The following is a 17,080-nucleotide window of genomic DNA, read 5'->3' on the forward strand; positions in this document are numbered from 1 at the left end:
TCGAGTCGGAGTTGAATCACAATCCTATGTTCAAGACCCTATTTAGTTTTTTACGGCAACAGCTGCCCAAGCTGAAACCCTCCTGGACCCTGTTGGGGGGACTGGTGTGGGTCGTCGTGCTGATCCTGGCCTGGTGGCTCGGCCCGCGTCTGACCCTGGGGGAGAGCCAGCCGCTTGCCTCCGTCTGGGCTCGGGTGGTATTCACGATGATCTGGCTCTGGCTGGCGCTGGGGATCCTCGCCTGGCGCCTCTATCAGGGGCTCAAGGCCGATCGCCTGGATCGCGAGAAAGAGGTGGTGCTGGAGCAGGATCCGGCCCAAGCCTTGGTGGACAGTCAGCAGCGTTTCCTCGACCGCTGGCTGGACGCCTTGCGTCAGCACCTCGGCAAGCAGGCGCTCTATGCCATGCCCTGGTATCTGGTGCTGGGCCTGCCTGGCAGCGGCAAGAGCAGCCTGATCCACAGGGCCAACCCGGCCAACAAGCTCAACCCCAGGCTAGACAACGAGCTGCGCGATGACGCCCAGGGCCAGCAGATCGACTGCTGGCTCGGTGAGCAGGCGGTGATGCTGGATCCCGATGGCCAGCTGTTTGCCCAGCCGGGCGCGGATGAGATGAACTCGCCGGCGCAACGGCGCTGGCATCACCTGCTTGGCTGGTTGCGGGACAATCGGGGTCGCCAGCCCCTCAACGGCCTGGTGCTGACGGTGGATCTCGCCTGGCTGTCCCAGGCCAGCGTCTCCGAGCGCAAGGCCTATGCCCAGCTGATGCGGGCGCGCTTGCAGGAGCTGGTGGGCACCCTCAATACCCGTTTGCCGCTCTATGTGGCCTTCACCAAGCTGGATCTGCTGCACGGCTTCGATGCGGTGTACGAGGCGCTGGATAAAGAGGCTCGCGAGGCGGTGCTCGGGGTCACTTTCGAACCCGGCACCAGCCAGGGCAAGCAGTGGTTGCAGGATCTGGAACTGTTCTGGGATCAGTGGCTGGTCAATCTCAATGACAACCTGCCGGAGATGTTGCTGGCCGGGCGCGGCGACAAGCAGCGCAATGCGCTGTTCGCCTTCGTGCGCCAACTGGCGGGGCTCAAGGATTATGTGACCGCGCTGCTGGGCGAAACCCTGGCCCCCCTGGAAGAGGGCAAGCCCATCATGGTGCGCGGCGTCTATGTCAGCTCCGTTTACCAGCAAGGGGTACCGTTTGATGCGTTCGCTCAGGCATCGGCCCGCCGTTATCAGCTGCCCGACCCCATTTACTCCTCGTTGCGCGGGGAGTCGACCACCTATTTCGTGCGCAATCTGTTCGCCGCCATCATCTTCCCCGAGGCCCATCTGGCCGGGGAGAATCGCCTGCATACCCTCTATCGCCGCCGTCGCATGGCGGTGGGCATCGGCGCCATCGCCCTGGTGTGCGCCGGGTTGGTTGGTGGCTGGCACTACTACTACCGAGTCAACGAGGCGGCGGGGCAGGTCGTATTGGCCAAGGCTCAGGACTTCATGCAGACCCGGGATCTGAGCGGTCAGGATGCCCTGGGCTTCAACCAGCTGCCCCGCCTCAATCTTATTCGCGAGGCGACCCTGTCGTTTGGCAACTATCGGGAGCGATCCCCGGTGCTGGCGGACTTGGGGCTCTATCAGGGGGACGAGATAGGCCCCTATGTGGAGGGCTCCTATCTGCAACTGCTGCGGCTGCGCTTCCTGCCGGCCCTGATGCAGGGACTGGAAGAGGATCTTGAGCAGGCCCCGGCCGGTAGCGAGGAAAAATTCGCGATATTGCGGGTGATGCGCATGCTCGATGATGCCTCCGGCCGTGACAAGCCTCAGGTCGAGCAGTTTATGGGCAGCCGCTGGCAGCAAGCCTTCCCGGGTCAGGGAGTGGCGCAGGATCAGTTGATGGGTCACCTGGATTACGCCCTGGACCATACCGACTGGTATGGCAGCCGTGTGCAGAAGGATCAGGCGGCCATCACGGCCTTCGCCCCTTTCCAGCAGAGCGTCTATGGCGCCCAGCGTGAGCTCGGCAAGCTGCCGCTCTATCAGCGGGTTTACCAGAATCTGGTGCTCAAGGCCGACGAAACCCTGGCGCCGGATCTCAATATCCGCGACGAGGTGGGGCCGACCTTCGACAGCGTCTTCGTGCTGCGGGACGAGAAGCGGGGCCTGGTGCCACGGCTGCTCACCTATCCGGGGTTCAGCACCTTCTTCCTCAAGCAGGATACCGCGCTCATCGACTTGACCGCGACCGATGCCTGGGTGCTGGGTCAGCGCAAGAACACCCGGTTGAGCGAGGCGGATCGGCGGGAGATCACCCGTCAGGTCAACGATCGCTATGTCACCAACTATGTGGGCCAGTGGCAGAACCTGCTGACCAACCTGGATGTGCAACCCCTGCAAAACCCGCAGCAGGCCCTGGATGTGCTGGCGGCCATCACGGGCAACGATCAGCCGTTCCAGCGGGTCATCTCGACCCTGGACGACAACACCCGCATCCGCCAGCTGTCGGACAAGGAAGGGGATCCCACCCAGGCCATCTCGGCCCGGATAGGTCGCCCCTTCCTGGCCACCAACGCCGTGCTGAGCGGGCGCGGTGAGCAGGGGCCGCTCATCTCCGAGGTGACCCAGAAGCTGACCGACTTGCAGCACTACCTCGAGCTCATCGTCAACGCCACGGACCCGGGCCAGGCGGCGCTGAAAGCGGTGCAGATGCGATTGACCAACAAGTATGCGGATCCGGTGTTTGCCCTGCAGCAATACGCCACTGGCCTGCCGATGCCCCTGGATCGCTGGGTGAGCCAGCTGGCCGAGGAGAGTTCCCGCCTGGTGGTGGACCTGGCCATGTCCTCCCTCAATCAGGAGTGGCAAGACCGGGTGGTGACCCCCTTCAACACCGAGCTGGCGGGGCGTTATCCCTTCAATCCGGTGTCGGCCAAGGATGCTCCGCTCTCCGAGATGGAGCGCTTCTTCGCGCCGGGCGGCACCCTGGACAGCTTCTATCAGAGCAACCTCAAGCCCATGGTGGAGAGCGGTCTGATGGATGGCGATTACGGCTCGCCAGTGCAGGCCGAGTTGCTCAAGCAGCTCGAGCGGGCGGCACGGATCCGTCAGACCTTCTTCACCCCCAAGGGCAATCTGGAGGTGCAGTTCGTGCTCGAACCCATCGAGCTGACCGCCAACAAGCGGCGCAGCGTGCTGAATCTGGACGGCCAGTTGCTGGAATATGCCCATGGTCGGCGCAGCAAGGTGCCCTTGGTGTGGCCAAACACCATGCGGGACGGGGCCGAGAGCAAGATAACCCTGGTGCCTGCCGCCCGGGACAGATCGCCGCGCAGTGAAGGCTTCGTGGGGCCCTGGGCCATGTTCCGGCTGATGGACAAGGGGGAGCTGACTCAGGTCAAGGAGGCCGCCTTCGACGTGCGCTTCCCGGTGGATCAGGGCGCCATGACCTACAGGGTCTATACGGATGCGTCTCACAATCCCTTTGCCGGGGGCCTGTTCAGCCAGTTCAGCCTGCCTGAATCCCTTTATTGATAGCTAATGGCGAGACACCGGGGCGAGTCCCCGGTGTGCTCCCAGCGAGTGGAATATTGATATGCAAGACGCACAACAGGCACTCAAGATAGGCTCGGATCCCCGCATGCTGCCCGAATACGAGGCGCTGCGCAGCGAAATCAACAAGTTGAGTCATGCCTCTCGTCCCGAGGTGGATTGGGCCCGGATCCATCAGCTGGCGAGCCAGATCTTCGAACGGCACGGGGTGGATCTGCAGACGGCCATCTATTTCGTGTTGGCACGCTCGCGCCTGCAGGGCCTCAAGGGGTTCGCCGAGGGGTGCGAGTTCATGGCCAACCTGATCGTCAGCCAGTGGCAGAGCGTCTGGCCGCCGGTGCATCAGGAGCGGGCCCGGGTCGAGATGCTGGACTGGTTCATCGCTCGTGTCAGCCCCATCATCCGTGAATACCAGATAAGCCATGACGACAAGCGGCTAGTCTATCGCTGCGAGCGGGCCTTGCAGCTCATCAGCGAGAAGCTGCACCACAGCGGGCTCAGCCGCATTCCCAGGGTCGAGAATCTGGTGCACTTCATCGAGGGTTATACCCATCTGTTCGATGAGGCAGAAGTCGTGATTGTCTCGGATGAAGCGGGACTGAGCGACGATCTGCAGATCCCGCCCATGGTGTTCTTCCACGGCGAGCAGGGCGCCCAGGTCGCCGCCGGGTCCGAGAGCGCCTCTGGAAACACCGCGAGCAGCCAGGTTCAGGGCAGCATACTGGTGGGACGAGAACCCGGTACCCTCAGACCTACAGTGCTGAAAATCGAAGCCAAGCACAAGCGACGTCCGGCCTGGCAGTGGTTCGGTCTCGGGGTGCTCTGCTGTGCGCTGCCTGTGCTGGCAGGGTGGGGTTGGCAGCTGAGTCAGCAGCCGGCCAGCGTGCAACAGCAGGTGGAGCAGGCCAAGCGCAGTGCCATGATTGCCCGCTTGCAACTGCCCGCCCAACCCATGCCCAAGGGGCTGGATCGGGACGATATTCGCCAGGCGCGCATCCTGCTTGGCGAGCAGTCCCTTCAGGATCTGGCGCCCACCTTGATCGGTGATTACCAGCGTCGGCTCGCCCAGCTGGAGCAAGTCTCACCCCTCTATTGGTATGGCTTTGGTGACGAGCTCACGAACTCCATGCAACGCCTCTACCCGGAGACGGCCCAGGTGCAGGCCATGACCCGCCAGTGGCAAGATGCCCTGCTGCGTCAGCGTGGCAATGCCGCACAGACTGGATCCGCTTATCTGGGGGTCAGGGAGGGGATCGATGGTCTGCTCGGCACCCTGCTCGAACTGGAGCGTCAGCGTAAATCGGTCACCATCTCCTACCTCAAGTCCCGCCTCTACGAGATCCAGAAAGATCTGCTGGTGGAGGTGCCATTGGACGCGAGGTTGAGCGAGATGGAGACGCGGGGAGGGCAGGTGCCTCCGGCTCAGCTCAAGAGCATGGAGGATGAGCTCAAGTCGCTGACGGTACGCCTCTATCAGCTACAACAGTTGGCCGAGCGCCAGAACGATGGCGTCCAGCCACCCGGTTGAATATCAGGCGGTGCCGGACGCTGTCTGGTGCCGCCATGCAAGGAGAATCATATGTGCCCTACCATTGCCCTGCTCGGAGATCTCGGTACCGATCATGATGGCTTCGTACCATCGCCCATCATTGCGGCCAGTCCCAATGTGCTGCTCGACGGCAAACCGGTCGCGCGTCAGGGGGATCCCCTGGCGCCCCATGACAAACCCAATAATCCCCCCCATCCGCGCAGCATCGCGGGCGGGGTCGGTTCTGTACTGGTCAACGGCAAGCCCATTGCTGTGACCGGCACAGAGATAGGCTGTGGTGGCGTCGTCATCGGCACCGGCAGCGGTTTGGCAGGATAAGGAGCCCCCCATGGCAGACAGCACAGGACTTCAGTTCACCATCAAGGTAGGGGCCTTGCCCGAATCCACCTTCGCCCTGGTCGAGTTCAACCTCGATGAGCAGCTGAGTCGCCCCTTCAACCTGCGGCTCGATCTCGCCAGCCATCAGGCCGACGTCCCCTTCGCCGACCTGCTCGACCAGCCCTGCGAGCTGCTGGTCTGGTACAACGGCGAGTTGCAACGCCGGGTCAGCGGCGTGGTCAGCGACGCGGCCCAGGGAGACAGCGGCTTTCGCCGCACTCGCTACCAGCTGGAGGTCAAACCGGCCCTGTGGCGCCTTGGCCTTCGCCGCAACGCCCGCATCTTCCAGGCGCAAAAGCCCGATGAAATCATCAGCATCTTGCTGCAGGAGGCGGGCATCACCGACTACGCCTTCGCCCTGAAAAATGACCATGGCCAGCGGGAATATTGCGTCCAGTACCGGGAATCCGACTTGGACTTCGTCAACCGCCTCGCCGCCGAAGAGGGCATCTTCTACTTCCACGAGTTTGAGCAGGGCAAGCACCGCATCGTCTTCGCCGACGATGCCGCCGCCCTTGTGGCGGGCCCCGAGCTGTTCTTCAATCTCGGCAACCGCTCCCTGGAGCAGGGCCCTTATGTGCGCCAGTTCCACTACCGCGAATCGGTGCGCACCAGCGATGTTGAGCTCAAGGACTACCACTTCCAGACCCCGGCCTATGGCCTCTCCCATCAAACCATAGCCAGCGCCCTCGACCATCAACGGGATGCCTATCAGCACTTCGATTACCCGGGCCGCTTCAAGGCCGACCCCAGCGGCAAGGCGTTCAGCCAGTACCGGCTCGATGCCCTGCGCAATGACGCCGTGACCGGCCGGGGTCAGTCCAACTGCGCCGCCTTGCAGCCGGGCCAGCGTTTTACCTTGAGCGAACACCCCAACGCGGCCCTCAACGACGACTGGCAACTGGTCAGCATCCAGCACACCGGCAAGCAGCCCCAGGCCCTGGAAGAGGAGGGTGGCGATGGCGCTACCACCCTCAGCAACAACTTCAGCGTGGTCAAGGCCCAGCAGAGCTGGCGCCCCCAGATCCCCCACAAGCCCATGGTCGATGGCCCGCAAATCGCCTTCGTGGTGGGGCCGGAGGGCGAGGAGATTTACTGCGACCAGCATGGCCGGGTCAAATTGCAGTTCCCCTGGGACCGCTATGGCAGCTCCAATGACATGAGCTCCTGCTGGGTGCGGGTCAGCCAGGGCTGGGCCGGTGGCCAGTACGGCATGATGGCCATCCCGCGCATCGGCCACGAAGTCATCGTCAGCTTTTTGGAAGGGGACCCCGACCAGCCCATCGTCACCGGTCGCACCTTCCACGCCACCAACCGGCCCCCCTACGAGCTGCCTGCCCACAAGACCCGCACCGTGCTGCGCACCGAGACCCATCAGGGGGAGGGGTTCAACGAGCTGCGCTTCGAAGACCAGGCCGGGCAGGAGGAGATCTACATTCACGGTCAGAAAGACCTCAATGTGCTGATAGAGAACGATGCCGCCTGGCACATCAAGCACGACCAGCACAGCGACATCGACAATGAGCGGGTGACCCGCATCAAGGCCAATGACCATCTCACTGTGAATGGCGAGAAGCGCGACCACATCAAGAGCGATCTGTCGCTCAGCGTGGATGGCTCCCTGCACCAGACGCTGGGGCAATCCCTGCTGGTCGAGGCGGGCTCCGAGGTCCACCACAAGGCGGGCATGAAGATAGTGCTGGAGGCGGGCGCCGAGTTGACGCTCAAAGTGGGTGGCAGCTTCGTCAAAATAGATCCGAGTGGCGTGACCCTCAGCGGCGGCAGCATCAAGCTAAACTCCGGTGGCAGCCCAGGCAATGGCTCCGGTTGGGCGGGCAAGATGCCGACCCTGCCTGGTGAGGTGGAAGTGGTGGCGCCCCCTGCACCCATGGATCCCGTTCGTCAGATTGCGACGCTCAAATCGGCCGAGCCCGTCTGCGAAATCTGTGAGCAATTGGCGGCCAAGGAGGGAGGGGCCTGATGCAATCCTGCCTTACCCAGACTCGGCCGGATATACAGTTATCTGACTCAGAACGGCTCTATTTACTGCTCGATGGCGGCCAGATATCCGCACTTGAGCAAAGCCTGTTCGAGGTGGAGGGTTCACCTGACTACCAGCCGCTCTACCTCTATCAACCCTGGGACAGCCTGAGGGAGGCGAGTCCCTGTCTGGTCAGTGTCAGTGCGGCCCTGTTAGAGTGGTTTATGGAAAAGCGTGAACCATCATGGGGTTACCTGTTATCTTCCCCCCTTTCATTGTTGCCGTTGGCCGAGAGTCTGCGCACGCTCATCGAGGTCGAGAGCCCCTACGGCAGCCGGGTACTGCTCAAGCTGGCCATGCCGGAGACGGCGTGGCGGCTGTTTGATGGCGATGACGGCTGGCTATGGCAGGGGGTGAGTCAGGTCTGGATCCCGATCAGAGCCGGGTGGCAACACAAACAGGTGCCATCGCCGCTGTCGCCCAGACAAGGGGATCGCCTGCGACTGACCGATGAACAGTGGACGCGCTTGGGGGAAGTGAGCTGGCAGCACACCCTGGACGCCATCTCGCGCCACATGGACACATGGTTTCCCGCGCGTTTGGCCGAGCAGCCTGATGCTTCCCAGTGGGTCGCCCAGTGGGCCCAGTGGGGTTATGACAAGGGGTTTCAGAGCGAGCGGGATCTGCTGCTGATGTTCAACGTGCTGGGTTATCTGGGCCTGGGGGCAATGCAGGCCCCCGATGTTGCGTCAGCCCAGCCTGGCGAGGATGAGCATGCCGATATCCGGCAGTTGATCCTGTCCACTTCCAGTCAGACCCCCTCCCAGCGAATTGAACGGGCCGCCGAACTGGCCCAGACCCGCGTGCAGAACAAGAAGGAGAGAGTGGCATGAGCACCCCCAATCAGGCTGCCCAGTGCGCAAGTCCGAACGATGGAAAGAACCCAAACGGGGCTTGTCCATTCAAGAACAAAGAGATAGCCATAGTACCGGTGCGCTATGCCCTGGATGAGGTGTTTGAGACAGGTGCCAAGCAACCCCATCCGCTGCCAGCAAAGGAGTTCAAGGGCCCTCTGACGCTCAAGGGCAGTGCCTACACCCTGCGCCAACTGCGTGATGGCTGGCTCTATGTCTATGACGAGACGGCCAAGGTGCTCGATGAGTACGAGATCAAGGGGGCGCAATTTATCAGCGCCAGCAAGGGGAGCAAGGGACACCTGCTCTACCCGGCGACGCACAAATTATCGATGATGTTTGCCCATCAGCCTTGGACTGACCGACTCAAGGTGGCCTATGGCGAACAGCGCTCTTTGCGTAGTAAAGGGATGCGCAGTTTCTCTTTGTTGCCTCTGGCTAGCAAGTTGGGAGGCATGCACGCCGGGCTCTTGAGCCTGCTTGAGAGCCATGTGGCAGATATGGCGCAGGCCAATCAAGGCTTCCCCTTGAGTTGTGCGCCCCTCAAAGCCACTGCGGGAGCCGAGCCAGGTCTGCTCTGGTGTGACAAGGCCGCCCAGGCTGCGAGTGCTTATCAGGCGGGGATACCGGATCCGCAAAGTGCCCTGATGGTGGCGCTGGATGATCTCATCTCTGACATGCACGATCTGACGTTGCGCCTGAGCGATATCTGGGTCAGGCAGGAGGCGCCGTTCAAAACCGATAGCGATCGCCATCGCTGGAGCATGGCGGGGATCACCGAGATGCTGGCCCTGCCCCCCTTGAGCGAAGCCGAGTTGCCCGCCGCCGCGCGGGGCAATCGTCTGGCGAGCTTTCGTTTCAAGCGGAAGGTACAGGGCTATCTGGCGGCGCGCCACGCCTTCAATGAGAAGGTGATGAATGGCTCGGGCAACAACTACTCCCTTGCCGAGGAGCAGCGCCTGCAAGCCATGGGCGATGAGTTGGAGCAAGCGGGCTACACGCCGAGCCGGGCGCTGGCCCAATGGTCGGGGGCCCGGCTGACCGATGAGGTCAACTGGACTGGGCTGGAAGCCCTGATAGCCGCGCAGCAGCCGCTGCTGGATGAGTTGCGGGAGCAGTGGCAACTGAGTTTTGCCGATGCCTTGCTGGGGCTGGACGCTGTGGGGAAGGAGCCCCTGCCGCTGGGGATAGATCCCGAGAGCCCCGAGGGGCAGACCTTCTTGCTGAGCGCCAACGGGGAGTGGTTGAACATCTTGGCGATGACTGCGCCGGGGGAGAAGCAGGCCGCAGAACTGCACAAGCTGCTGGGTAAGGGCGCCCTGCCAGCCTTGGTCTATTACGGTTTTTCCGCCCAAACGAAGGAAGACGTCATCAAGGATACCCCCTGGCTCAACATCGGCAACGGCACGGCCCTGGCCAATGCCAGTGCCGGTTGGAGCGCACTGGCGGCGGATGGCCGCTTGCTCGATAGTGCGCTGTTTGCCGGTCTTGGCAAGAGTGCCCAGGCGACCATGACGGCCCTCAACAAGGCGGTGACCGGGCCTGGCATGCAGGCTTGGGAGCGGCTGACCATGGCGCTGCACCCGGCACTGCTCAAGGGGCAGCAGGGCTCGGCCTGGGTCGCAGCGGCAGCACTGGAGGCGGTTCACACCGGTCAGTCAGCCCGCTTCAACCCGAACTTTGCCAGCGAGTTGCAGCTCTGGGCACTCAAGGTGGGAGATGCGGCAGGCTCCCAAAGCCGCTTGCTCGGTAACACAGGGCAAGCCGTAACGCCCTTGCAGATCCAGCGCCTGCAGGAGATGAGTGAGCAGATCAAGGCGGCGCGCACCCCACGGATATTGCTGCTGGGTGGCGGCAATCAGGAAGCATTCGAAGCCAGAGTGATCCGCTATCAGGGCGCATTGGCCAAAGGCGGGGCCCAGGGGGCCCGCGCGGCGAGCCAGGTGTGGGGCGACTGGGGCAACTTTGGTGGTGTGGCGGCCCTGGTCAATATGGCCAATCTGGCCTGCGCCCTCAATGGCTTTGAAGAGAACCAGCGCAAGGCGCGTGGGGATGCCAAGGCCCAGTCGGATCAGGCCCGTGCCCTGGCCTATACCGCCGCCTGGACTGGCAGCGCCATCGCTGGGGTCTATCAGGGCAAGGCCTATGGGCAGTTGGCCTCACAGGGGGGCTTGCTCAATATGGTGCTTAAGGATGCCATGGCCGATGCTCCCGTACTGGCCAGCCGCTTTGCCCTCTCCATGGGCGCCATGGCGGGGCTGGGATTGGTGGCGGCGGTGTTGGAAGGGGTGGAGACGTTCGAGAAGGCTAGGGATGGTACCAATTCGGATGTGGAAACATTCGCTAATTGGCTAAAACTGGCGGGGCTCGGGGTCCAAGGGTTGGCATCTTTAGTTAGTCTTGGCGGACTGTTAGCCAATGGACTGGGAATCTCGGTTTCTATAGGGGCTATTTTCGCCCCCTGGATGGTGGTTGCCATCGCCGTCGGTGGTATCGCCTATCTGGTTGCTACCCTGTTGCTGGGCCGTTATGGCCGCATTCCCCTGGAGCGCTGGCTGCTGCAATCGACCTGGGGCAGTGAACCCAACCCAGCTTGGACGCCAGCAATCGAGTTGCAGGAGTATGAGCGGCTCACTGCGGCCCCCCAGATAGAGATGACGAACACTGAGCTGGTGATCCGGCTGCCGAGTCATATTGACAAGATCAGCCTGAAACTCGGCGCTCGGCGCATGGTGAGGATGTCTAACCCCGATGGCAGCCCGAGGTTGATGCCTCGCGGCGACAAGCCAGAGGCCATTGCATTGACAAACAGCAACGGGCGAGGGGGAGAATATCGAGTGCCTCACACCCTGAACCCGTACGATCAGCTCATCGCACTGATCACCTACCCGGCAGATGAGAGCCTGAGCGGCACAGCGCAGCGCTTCGTGGTGCGTGGCGATCTACGGGCGGGGGCCGTGCTCACCGCAGAGCGTGATGCCAGCCTGCCCATCGAAGGCATAATGATTGGAATAGCACCATGAGTGAACAGCACACCGATAACCTGTCTCCCCTGCAAGGGGAGGCTTTGCGCAGTTATATTAGCGACAGCTATCAAGCACTAGAAAAAGAATCTGTGCTCTACCAGTGGAGAGTAAATATAAAACAAGGGCATGCTATTTTTTCAGTGTTCCTTGTTTTGGTGTTTTTTGGTGGGGGCGGAACTTGGTATCTTTCATCACAAGGGATGGCGTTGAGTTCTGCCCATCTTGGACTACTGATATTTACCTTTTTCGGCATGGCTATTAGCCGCTATTTATTTACACCTAACCAACTCTATCACTACCACATTACTGCCAAAGGGATCTTCTATACCCAACAGGATAATATTCCCGACATCGCCTTTACCATCGCCCGTGGATTGGGCTGGTTTGGCTGTGGTGTCTGTGTGCTGGCCGCGGGCATGTTGGGCCCCGCCGCCTTTATTGGCGCCGGTGCCAGCGCCTTGTTGGCATGGAAAATTAAGGATATGCAGCCAGTAGAAAAGAAAAATGTATGCCTCTTCGTTAAAAATGAAAAGAAAATGACAATCAGACTATTTGAAAGGAAGAGTGCAATTAAGTTCATTGTCAGTCCTTTATCTCCATATACCTATGCATTTATATACTGCAAGGAGGGCGAGTCTGGAAAAGTGATGCAGTTATTATCACCTTATATCGCTGCTTATGACGTTATAAAAGTTAATAGCTGGCGTGAGTTTTAGGACGGCTCTCTACATGACGTTCGTGCTCGGTAGTATCGCCTATCTGGTCGCCACTATATTGCTGGGCCGTTATGGCCGCATTCCCCTGGAGCGCTGGCTGCAGCAATCGACCTGGGGAAGCGAGCCCAACTTGGCTTGGACGCCAGCAATCGAGTTGCAGGAGTATGAGCGGCTCACTGCGGCCCCCCAGATAGAGATGACGAACACTGAGCTGGTGATCCGGCTGCCGAGCCACATTCACAAGATCAGCCTGAAACTCGGCGCCAGGCGCATGGTGAAGATGTCCTACCCCGATGGCAGCCCGAGGTTGATGCCGCGCGGCGACAAACCCGAGGCCATTGCATTGGCAAGTAGCAATGGGCAAGGGGGAGAGTATCGCGTGCCTCACACCCTGAACCGGTACGATCAGCTCATCGCACTGATCACCTACCCGGCAGATGAGAGCCTGAGCGGCACAGCGCAACGCTTCGTGGTGCGCGGCGATCTGGTTGATGGCGCCGTGCTCACCGCAGAGCGTGATGCCAGCCTGCCCATCGAAGGCATAATGATTGGAATAGCACCATGAATGAACAGCAAACCGACAACTTGTCTCCTCTGCAAGGGGAGGCGTTACGCAGCTATATCAGCGACAGCTATCGAGCATTGGAAAAGGAGCCTGTGCTCTATCAATGGAAAATAAATCACCAGTATCATTTTGCTTGGCCAGCAGCCATTATCGTATTTGCGTTTCTTTCGAGTCTATGGGTTGGGTGGGGTCATGATTTACACACTTTTTTAAAAATTGATACATGGATACTGGTGATGCTATTCATCATGTGCCTTGGCGGGCGTTTCTTATTTTCTCCCAATCAGCTCTATCACTATCATATTACTGCCAAGGGTATCTTCTATACCCAGCAGGATAATATTCCCGATATCGCCTTTACCATCGCCCGTGGATTGGGCTGGTTTGGCTGTGGTGTCTGTGTGTTGGCCGCGGGCATGTTGGGCCCTGCTGCCTTTATTGGCGCCGGTGCAAGTGCACTGTTGGCATGGAAAATCAAGGATATGCGACCGGTAAAAAAACACCGAGGATGTTTGTTTACACCAAATGGTTATTTGAAGATTTTCAAGAGAAAAGATGCCTTGATAGTCTGCAGTGAACCTTTTGATGCGGGAAACTTTATCTATTTATATTGCCAGCAAGGTGAGGCAGATAAAGTGCTGAATTATATATACCCATATTTACCTAATCATGAAGTGAGAGAGGTTAATAGTTGGCGTGAATTTTAGGCTGGCTATCTCAATGGTGTTGGCGGCCGGCGGTATTGCTTGTCTGGCCGCCACCCTGCTGGGCCGTTATGGTCGCATTCCGTTGGCGTGCTAAACCGTGAAAACGCTGGTCTGCCCACCTAATTTGGCACCGCCGCCCGCCATTTTTCCAAGCGGCGGCCTCAGTATCCCAAGGTTTTCACGAGGACATTATGAAGACGTTTTACATCATTCAGGACAAACGCCAATTGATGGCCATTGAGAAGCAAGATGCCGACGAGCTGGAGGCCGTCTTCTCCGACGCCGTGGCACGGGGCCAGCAACTGGTGGCCGACGCCGTTGTGGCCTCCGATGAGGGGGCTGCTGTCAAGGCGGTCAAGATGATGCGGGTGTGGAGCATGTTTATCTGCCTGGTCGGGTTGCTCAATATAGGGTTTATGCTGATGGTCCAGGAGACGCCATTCAACGTGGTGATGATGCTCGCCATCGCGGGGGCGTTCATCTGGGTGGCGAGCAGCTTCAGGCGCACGCAGAGTGACGCGCTCAAGACCTTGCTAAAACATCAGGGCAACCGGACCTGATCCCGATCAACCCCCGGCCCGAGGCCATTGCATTGGCAAGCAGCAAGGGGCAGGGCGGAGAGTACCGCGTGCCTCATACCCTGAACCCATACGATCAGCTCATCGCACGGATCACCTACCCGGCGGACGAGAGCTTGAGCGGCACAGCGCAGCGCTTCGTGGTGCGCGGCGATCTGGTTGATGGCGCCGTGCTCACCGCAGAGCGTGATGCCAGCCTGCCCATCGAAGGCATAATGATTGGAATAGCACCATGAGTGAACAGCACACCGATAACCTGTCTCCCCTGCAAGGGGAGGCTTTGCGCAGTTATATTAGCGACAGCTATCAAGCACTAGAAAAAGAATCTGTGCTCTACCAGTGGAGAATAAATATAAAACAAGGGCATGCTATTTTTTCAGTGTTCCTTGTTTTGGTGTTTTTTGGTGGGGGCGGAACTTGGTATCTTTCATCACAAGGGATGGCGTTGAGTTCTGCCCATCTTGGACTACTGATATTTACCTTTTTCGGCATGGCCATTAGCCGCTATTTATTTACACCTAACCAACTCTATCACTACCACATTACTGCCAAGGGTATCTTCTATACCCAGCAGGATAATATTCCCGACATTGCCTTTACTATAGCCCGTGGATTGGGCTGGTTTGGCTGTGGTGTCTGTGTGCTGGCCGCGGGCATGCTGGGCCCTGCCGCCTTTATCGGCGCCGGTGCCAGCGCCCTGTTGGCCTGGAAAATAAAGGATATGAAACCCAAACAAATCAAAGATATAGCGTTGTTTTCATCTCGTCATGGTGTGATAAAGCTTTTCAAAGCCAAAGAGTGTATCAACCTTTTTTCGAAAGATGTACACGGGTTTATCAATATATATTGCCTTCCTGGCGAGTGTGACAAAGTTCTGAAATTGATATATCCATATTTGGATACCTATGAGATTGAGGAAGTAAATACTTGGCGGGAGTTTGGTAGTTGAATAGTATGTCATCGCCATCACACTGGCCTATGGCTAGCTGCTTCATCTATCTATATTGCCAGCAAGGCGAGGCAAATAAAGTGCTGAATTATATATACCCATATTTACCTAATCATGAGGTGAGAGAGGTTAATAGTTGGCGTGAATTTTAGGACGGCTCTCTACATGACGGTCGCGCTCGGTGGTATCGCCTATCTGGTCGCCACTATATTGCTGGGCCGTTACGGCCGCATCCCCCTGGAGCGCTGGCTGCTGCAATCGACCTGGGGCAGCGAGCCCAATCTGGAGTGGACGCCAGCAATCGAGTTGCAGGAGTATGAGGAGTTCACTGCCTCCCTTGACACTTTGCCATCAGGGAAGAATTATCTGATCAACCCTCTAAGTTAGGAGCATTATTTTTGTACATTTTCCTACCCCTATTAATGATTATCATCAAGATCATGATGTTGCTTTGCTGGTGGTCAGACAATACCCTGCGCCAGAAGGAAAGGGATGAGGCCATTTCTAGATTGAAAGAACAAGGCATGACAGCCGATGTGCTATCTGATACCGATCTGGTTTTGCTGAGAAAGATATATAGGCGACGATTTATCGACGGTACCATCTATCAGCATGAAGGGATCTATAGCATTCGCCAGCTGGCGCCTGGATGGCGTCAGCGGTGGCAAGATACCTGTGTTGGTGACCTGAGGGTGGAGTCTATTTATTGGCCAGCGCCCCCTTCCAGCAAGGATGAATCCCATACCGTTTATATCCGAGGAATTATCTATAAAGATGCGCTCTACGCCATCAGTGCCGATGATGCACTCTTTATTCCTGAAACCAAGAGGTTAGAAAACCTGCCCAGGCAGTGGGTGCCTAGAGAATTTGATGTCGTCTATCTTGAGGGATTGCACTTCATCATGCCGTTATTTTCACTTTTTACTTTCATCGCTTCTTTGTCGAGCAGCATCCCCATGCTGTCAATATTAACCACCTTAATCCTCGGTATGCTCGGTGCTTATTTATGGTTGATCCAAAAGCAGCATCGTCTATTTCTGATCGAGGGGGAATGCTCACTCATGTCTGCCAATAGCGCATTTGGTGAAAGGAAAGTCATCAATGAGTGTATGGTCAGCGACCCCGCAAAGAAGTTGCAGCCGGGGGAGCGCTACACATTGCATTGCGTGCGTTCCCACCATGAGGTGTTTCTCTCTCCGGAACGACTAAATAACAAGGAGTATGTAGATGGAGCTCAATTCCTACTCTTTGGCTCTCGCCAGTGGAACTGCGCCTTGGCGCTGGTGCTATTTGTTGCACATTTTATTTTTATTCATAACTTATACCACTCGCCAGCGTACCTGATTCATAATGGCTATATAGAATATGTAAGGGAGAAAGTGATTGATAGCGAGCATTTTTCCGCATTATACGAGGTGTTGCCAAAAGAGTTTATTCATATAAACAGTGTTTTGGTAGTCAATCATGATTTTGATGATACGTTGTGCCTTCGTGATAAGTCGGAACTGAAAAAAGACGATTTCAAGGATGCCGTACAGCACCTTATAGACATGGACTACAGTGTAGAATTGGATGAGAAAAAATCTCTCTTCGAGATGTACCCTGAGGCTTATGAGTACCTTATAAATATAAAATCCAGGAATCAGGTTAATTGCCCTATTACAATGACTATGACAGGTGAAAGAATATATGACTTTGATACATCACCTATATATATTATCACATATTTGTCTGAACGAGCGCAAAAAATAAAAATGACAGCCAATGCTATGATTAGCTCTGAACTAGTAAAAAAGAGTATTTCAGGGTATGTTTATGGGAATGAATTACCGGTTAGAAATTCTATTCATGGCTTGGTTGTTAAGAAAGAAATAAAATCTAATGGAAATGTATTTATCACTTTGAATAGGGCGTTTACCCCAACGCAGAAAGAGGAAGTTGAGAGTATTTACTACAAGATATGGGTGAATATAATCCTAGCTGCAATCTATTTATTCACGTTTATCGGCTTCTTGATTGGATGGTTCAAAGAGTCAGGATCATCGCCCAGCATGCCTAATCCAAGCGCGACATAACAGTTTGATAGGAAAACCAATCGTTCAACGAAACTGGTAGATGGCGTCAGTACGCAGCGAAAAGGATCTGGCTCGTTATCAGGCGGGCAAAGGTGATCGAGGT

14 protein-coding genes are annotated in these 17,080 nt (G+C 57.7%); all 14 read left to right on the forward strand.

The features are described 5' to 3' along the window. Positions 1 to 26: 26 nt before the first annotated feature. The 14 genes from tssM (at position 27) to M2367_RS05225 (ending at position 16,977) form a co-directional block, all read left to right on the forward strand. Positions 27 to 3,521, forward strand: a complete 3,495-nt coding sequence (gene tssM / locus M2367_RS05160) for a type VI secretion system membrane subunit TssM (protein WP_310504056.1) — start codon at positions 27 to 29, stop codon at positions 3,519 to 3,521. Between the two features lie 61 nt (positions 3,522 to 3,582). Continuing rightward, positions 3,583 to 5,067 carry a VasL domain-containing protein gene (locus tag M2367_RS05165; RefSeq protein WP_259236030.1) on the forward strand — a complete coding sequence of 495 codons (1,485 nt, stop codon included), beginning with the start codon at positions 3,583 to 3,585 and terminating at the stop codon, positions 5,065 to 5,067. A gap of 51 nt (positions 5,068 to 5,118) precedes the next feature. Continuing rightward, entirely contained in the window at positions 5,119 to 5,406 is a 288-nt protein-coding gene (locus M2367_RS05170) for a type VI secretion system PAAR protein (protein ID WP_224430554.1), read from the forward strand. Positions 5,407 to 5,416: 10 nt separating this feature from the next. Then, entirely contained in the window at positions 5,417 to 7,447 is a 2,031-nt protein-coding gene (locus tag M2367_RS05175; protein ID WP_259236031.1) for a type VI secretion system tip protein VgrG, read from the forward strand. Beyond that, the gene (locus tag M2367_RS05180) at positions 7,447 to 8,340 is read left to right on the forward strand and encodes a DUF4123 domain-containing protein (RefSeq protein ID WP_259236032.1); all 894 of its coding nucleotides are present in this window, start codon (positions 7,447 to 7,449) and stop codon (positions 8,338 to 8,340) included. Before M2367_RS05175 ends, M2367_RS05180 begins: the two co-directional genes overlap by 1 nt. Beyond that, positions 8,337 to 11,384, forward strand: coding sequence for a toxin VasX (locus M2367_RS05185; RefSeq protein ID WP_259236033.1), 3,048 nt, complete (start codon positions 8,337 to 8,339; stop codon positions 11,382 to 11,384). Before M2367_RS05180 ends, M2367_RS05185 begins: the two co-directional genes overlap by 4 nt. Next, positions 11,381 to 12,103, forward strand: coding sequence for a hypothetical protein (locus M2367_RS05190; RefSeq protein ID WP_259236034.1), 723 nt, complete (start codon positions 11,381 to 11,383; stop codon positions 12,101 to 12,103). Before M2367_RS05185 ends, M2367_RS05190 begins: the two co-directional genes overlap by 4 nt. Before the next feature lie 13 nt (positions 12,104 to 12,116). After that, complete coding sequence (locus M2367_RS05195) at positions 12,117 to 12,668, forward strand: hypothetical protein (RefSeq protein WP_259236035.1); 552 nt, start codon at positions 12,117 to 12,119, stop codon at positions 12,666 to 12,668. Beyond that, on the forward strand, positions 12,665 to 13,375 hold the full coding sequence (locus M2367_RS05200; RefSeq protein ID WP_224430545.1) for a hypothetical protein: 711 nt from the start codon (positions 12,665 to 12,667) through the stop codon (positions 13,373 to 13,375). Before M2367_RS05195 ends, M2367_RS05200 begins: the two co-directional genes overlap by 4 nt. 191 nt (positions 13,376 to 13,566) lie before the next feature. Beyond that, on the forward strand, positions 13,567 to 13,935 hold the full coding sequence (locus tag M2367_RS05205) for a hypothetical protein (RefSeq protein WP_224430549.1): 369 nt from the start codon (positions 13,567 to 13,569) through the stop codon (positions 13,933 to 13,935). 68 nt (positions 13,936 to 14,003) lie between these two features. Further along, on the forward strand, positions 14,004 to 14,189 hold the full coding sequence (locus M2367_RS05210; protein ID WP_224430548.1) for a hypothetical protein: 186 nt from the start codon (positions 14,004 to 14,006) through the stop codon (positions 14,187 to 14,189). Further along, the gene (locus M2367_RS05215; protein WP_259236036.1) at positions 14,186 to 14,902 is read left to right on the forward strand and encodes a hypothetical protein; all 717 of its coding nucleotides are present in this window, start codon (positions 14,186 to 14,188) and stop codon (positions 14,900 to 14,902) included. The genes M2367_RS05210 and M2367_RS05215 overlap by 4 nt, the downstream gene beginning before the upstream one ends. A 165-nt stretch (positions 14,903 to 15,067) precedes the next feature. After that, positions 15,068 to 15,289: a hypothetical protein gene (locus M2367_RS05220; RefSeq protein ID WP_259236037.1), complete on the forward strand. Its 222-nt coding sequence runs from the start codon at positions 15,068 to 15,070 to the stop codon at positions 15,287 to 15,289. A gap of 11 nt (positions 15,290 to 15,300) precedes the next feature. Next, positions 15,301 to 16,977 carry a hypothetical protein gene (locus tag M2367_RS05225; protein WP_259236038.1) on the forward strand — a complete coding sequence of 559 codons (1,677 nt, stop codon included), beginning with the start codon at positions 15,301 to 15,303 and terminating at the stop codon, positions 16,975 to 16,977. The last annotated feature ends 103 nt before the right edge of the window (positions 16,978 to 17,080 follow it).

The sequence above is a fragment of the Aeromonas sp. BIGb0445 genome, assembly GCF_024809075.1.
Lineage (GTDB): Bacteria > Pseudomonadota > Gammaproteobacteria > Enterobacterales > Aeromonadaceae > Aeromonas > Aeromonas rivuli.

What these genes read in the sequence shown, in the direction of transcription:
- tssM (WP_310504056.1), top strand. Translation starts at nt 27, where the DNA reads ATGTTCAAGACCCTATTTAGTTTTTTACGGCAACAGCTGCCCAAGCTG.
- M2367_RS05165 (WP_259236030.1), top strand. Translation starts at nt 3,583, where the DNA reads ATGCAAGACGCACAACAGGCACTCAAGATAGGCTCGGATCCCCGCATG.
- M2367_RS05170 (WP_224430554.1), top strand. Translation starts at nt 5,119, where the DNA reads ATGTGCCCTACCATTGCCCTGCTCGGAGATCTCGGTACCGATCATGAT.
- M2367_RS05175 (WP_259236031.1), top strand. Translation starts at nt 5,417, where the DNA reads ATGGCAGACAGCACAGGACTTCAGTTCACCATCAAGGTAGGGGCCTTG.
- M2367_RS05180 (WP_259236032.1), top strand. Translation starts at nt 7,447, where the DNA reads ATGCAATCCTGCCTTACCCAGACTCGGCCGGATATACAGTTATCTGAC.
- M2367_RS05185 (WP_259236033.1), top strand. Translation starts at nt 8,337, where the DNA reads ATGAGCACCCCCAATCAGGCTGCCCAGTGCGCAAGTCCGAACGATGGA.
- M2367_RS05190 (WP_259236034.1), top strand. Translation starts at nt 11,381, where the DNA reads ATGAGTGAACAGCACACCGATAACCTGTCTCCCCTGCAAGGGGAGGCT.
- M2367_RS05195 (WP_259236035.1), top strand. Translation starts at nt 12,117, where the DNA reads ATGACGTTCGTGCTCGGTAGTATCGCCTATCTGGTCGCCACTATATTG.
- M2367_RS05200 (WP_224430545.1), top strand. Translation starts at nt 12,665, where the DNA reads ATGAATGAACAGCAAACCGACAACTTGTCTCCTCTGCAAGGGGAGGCG.
- M2367_RS05205 (WP_224430549.1), top strand. Translation starts at nt 13,567, where the DNA reads ATGAAGACGTTTTACATCATTCAGGACAAACGCCAATTGATGGCCATT.
- M2367_RS05215 (WP_259236036.1), top strand. Translation starts at nt 14,186, where the DNA reads ATGAGTGAACAGCACACCGATAACCTGTCTCCCCTGCAAGGGGAGGCT.
- M2367_RS05220 (WP_259236037.1), top strand. Translation starts at nt 15,068, where the DNA reads ATGACGGTCGCGCTCGGTGGTATCGCCTATCTGGTCGCCACTATATTG.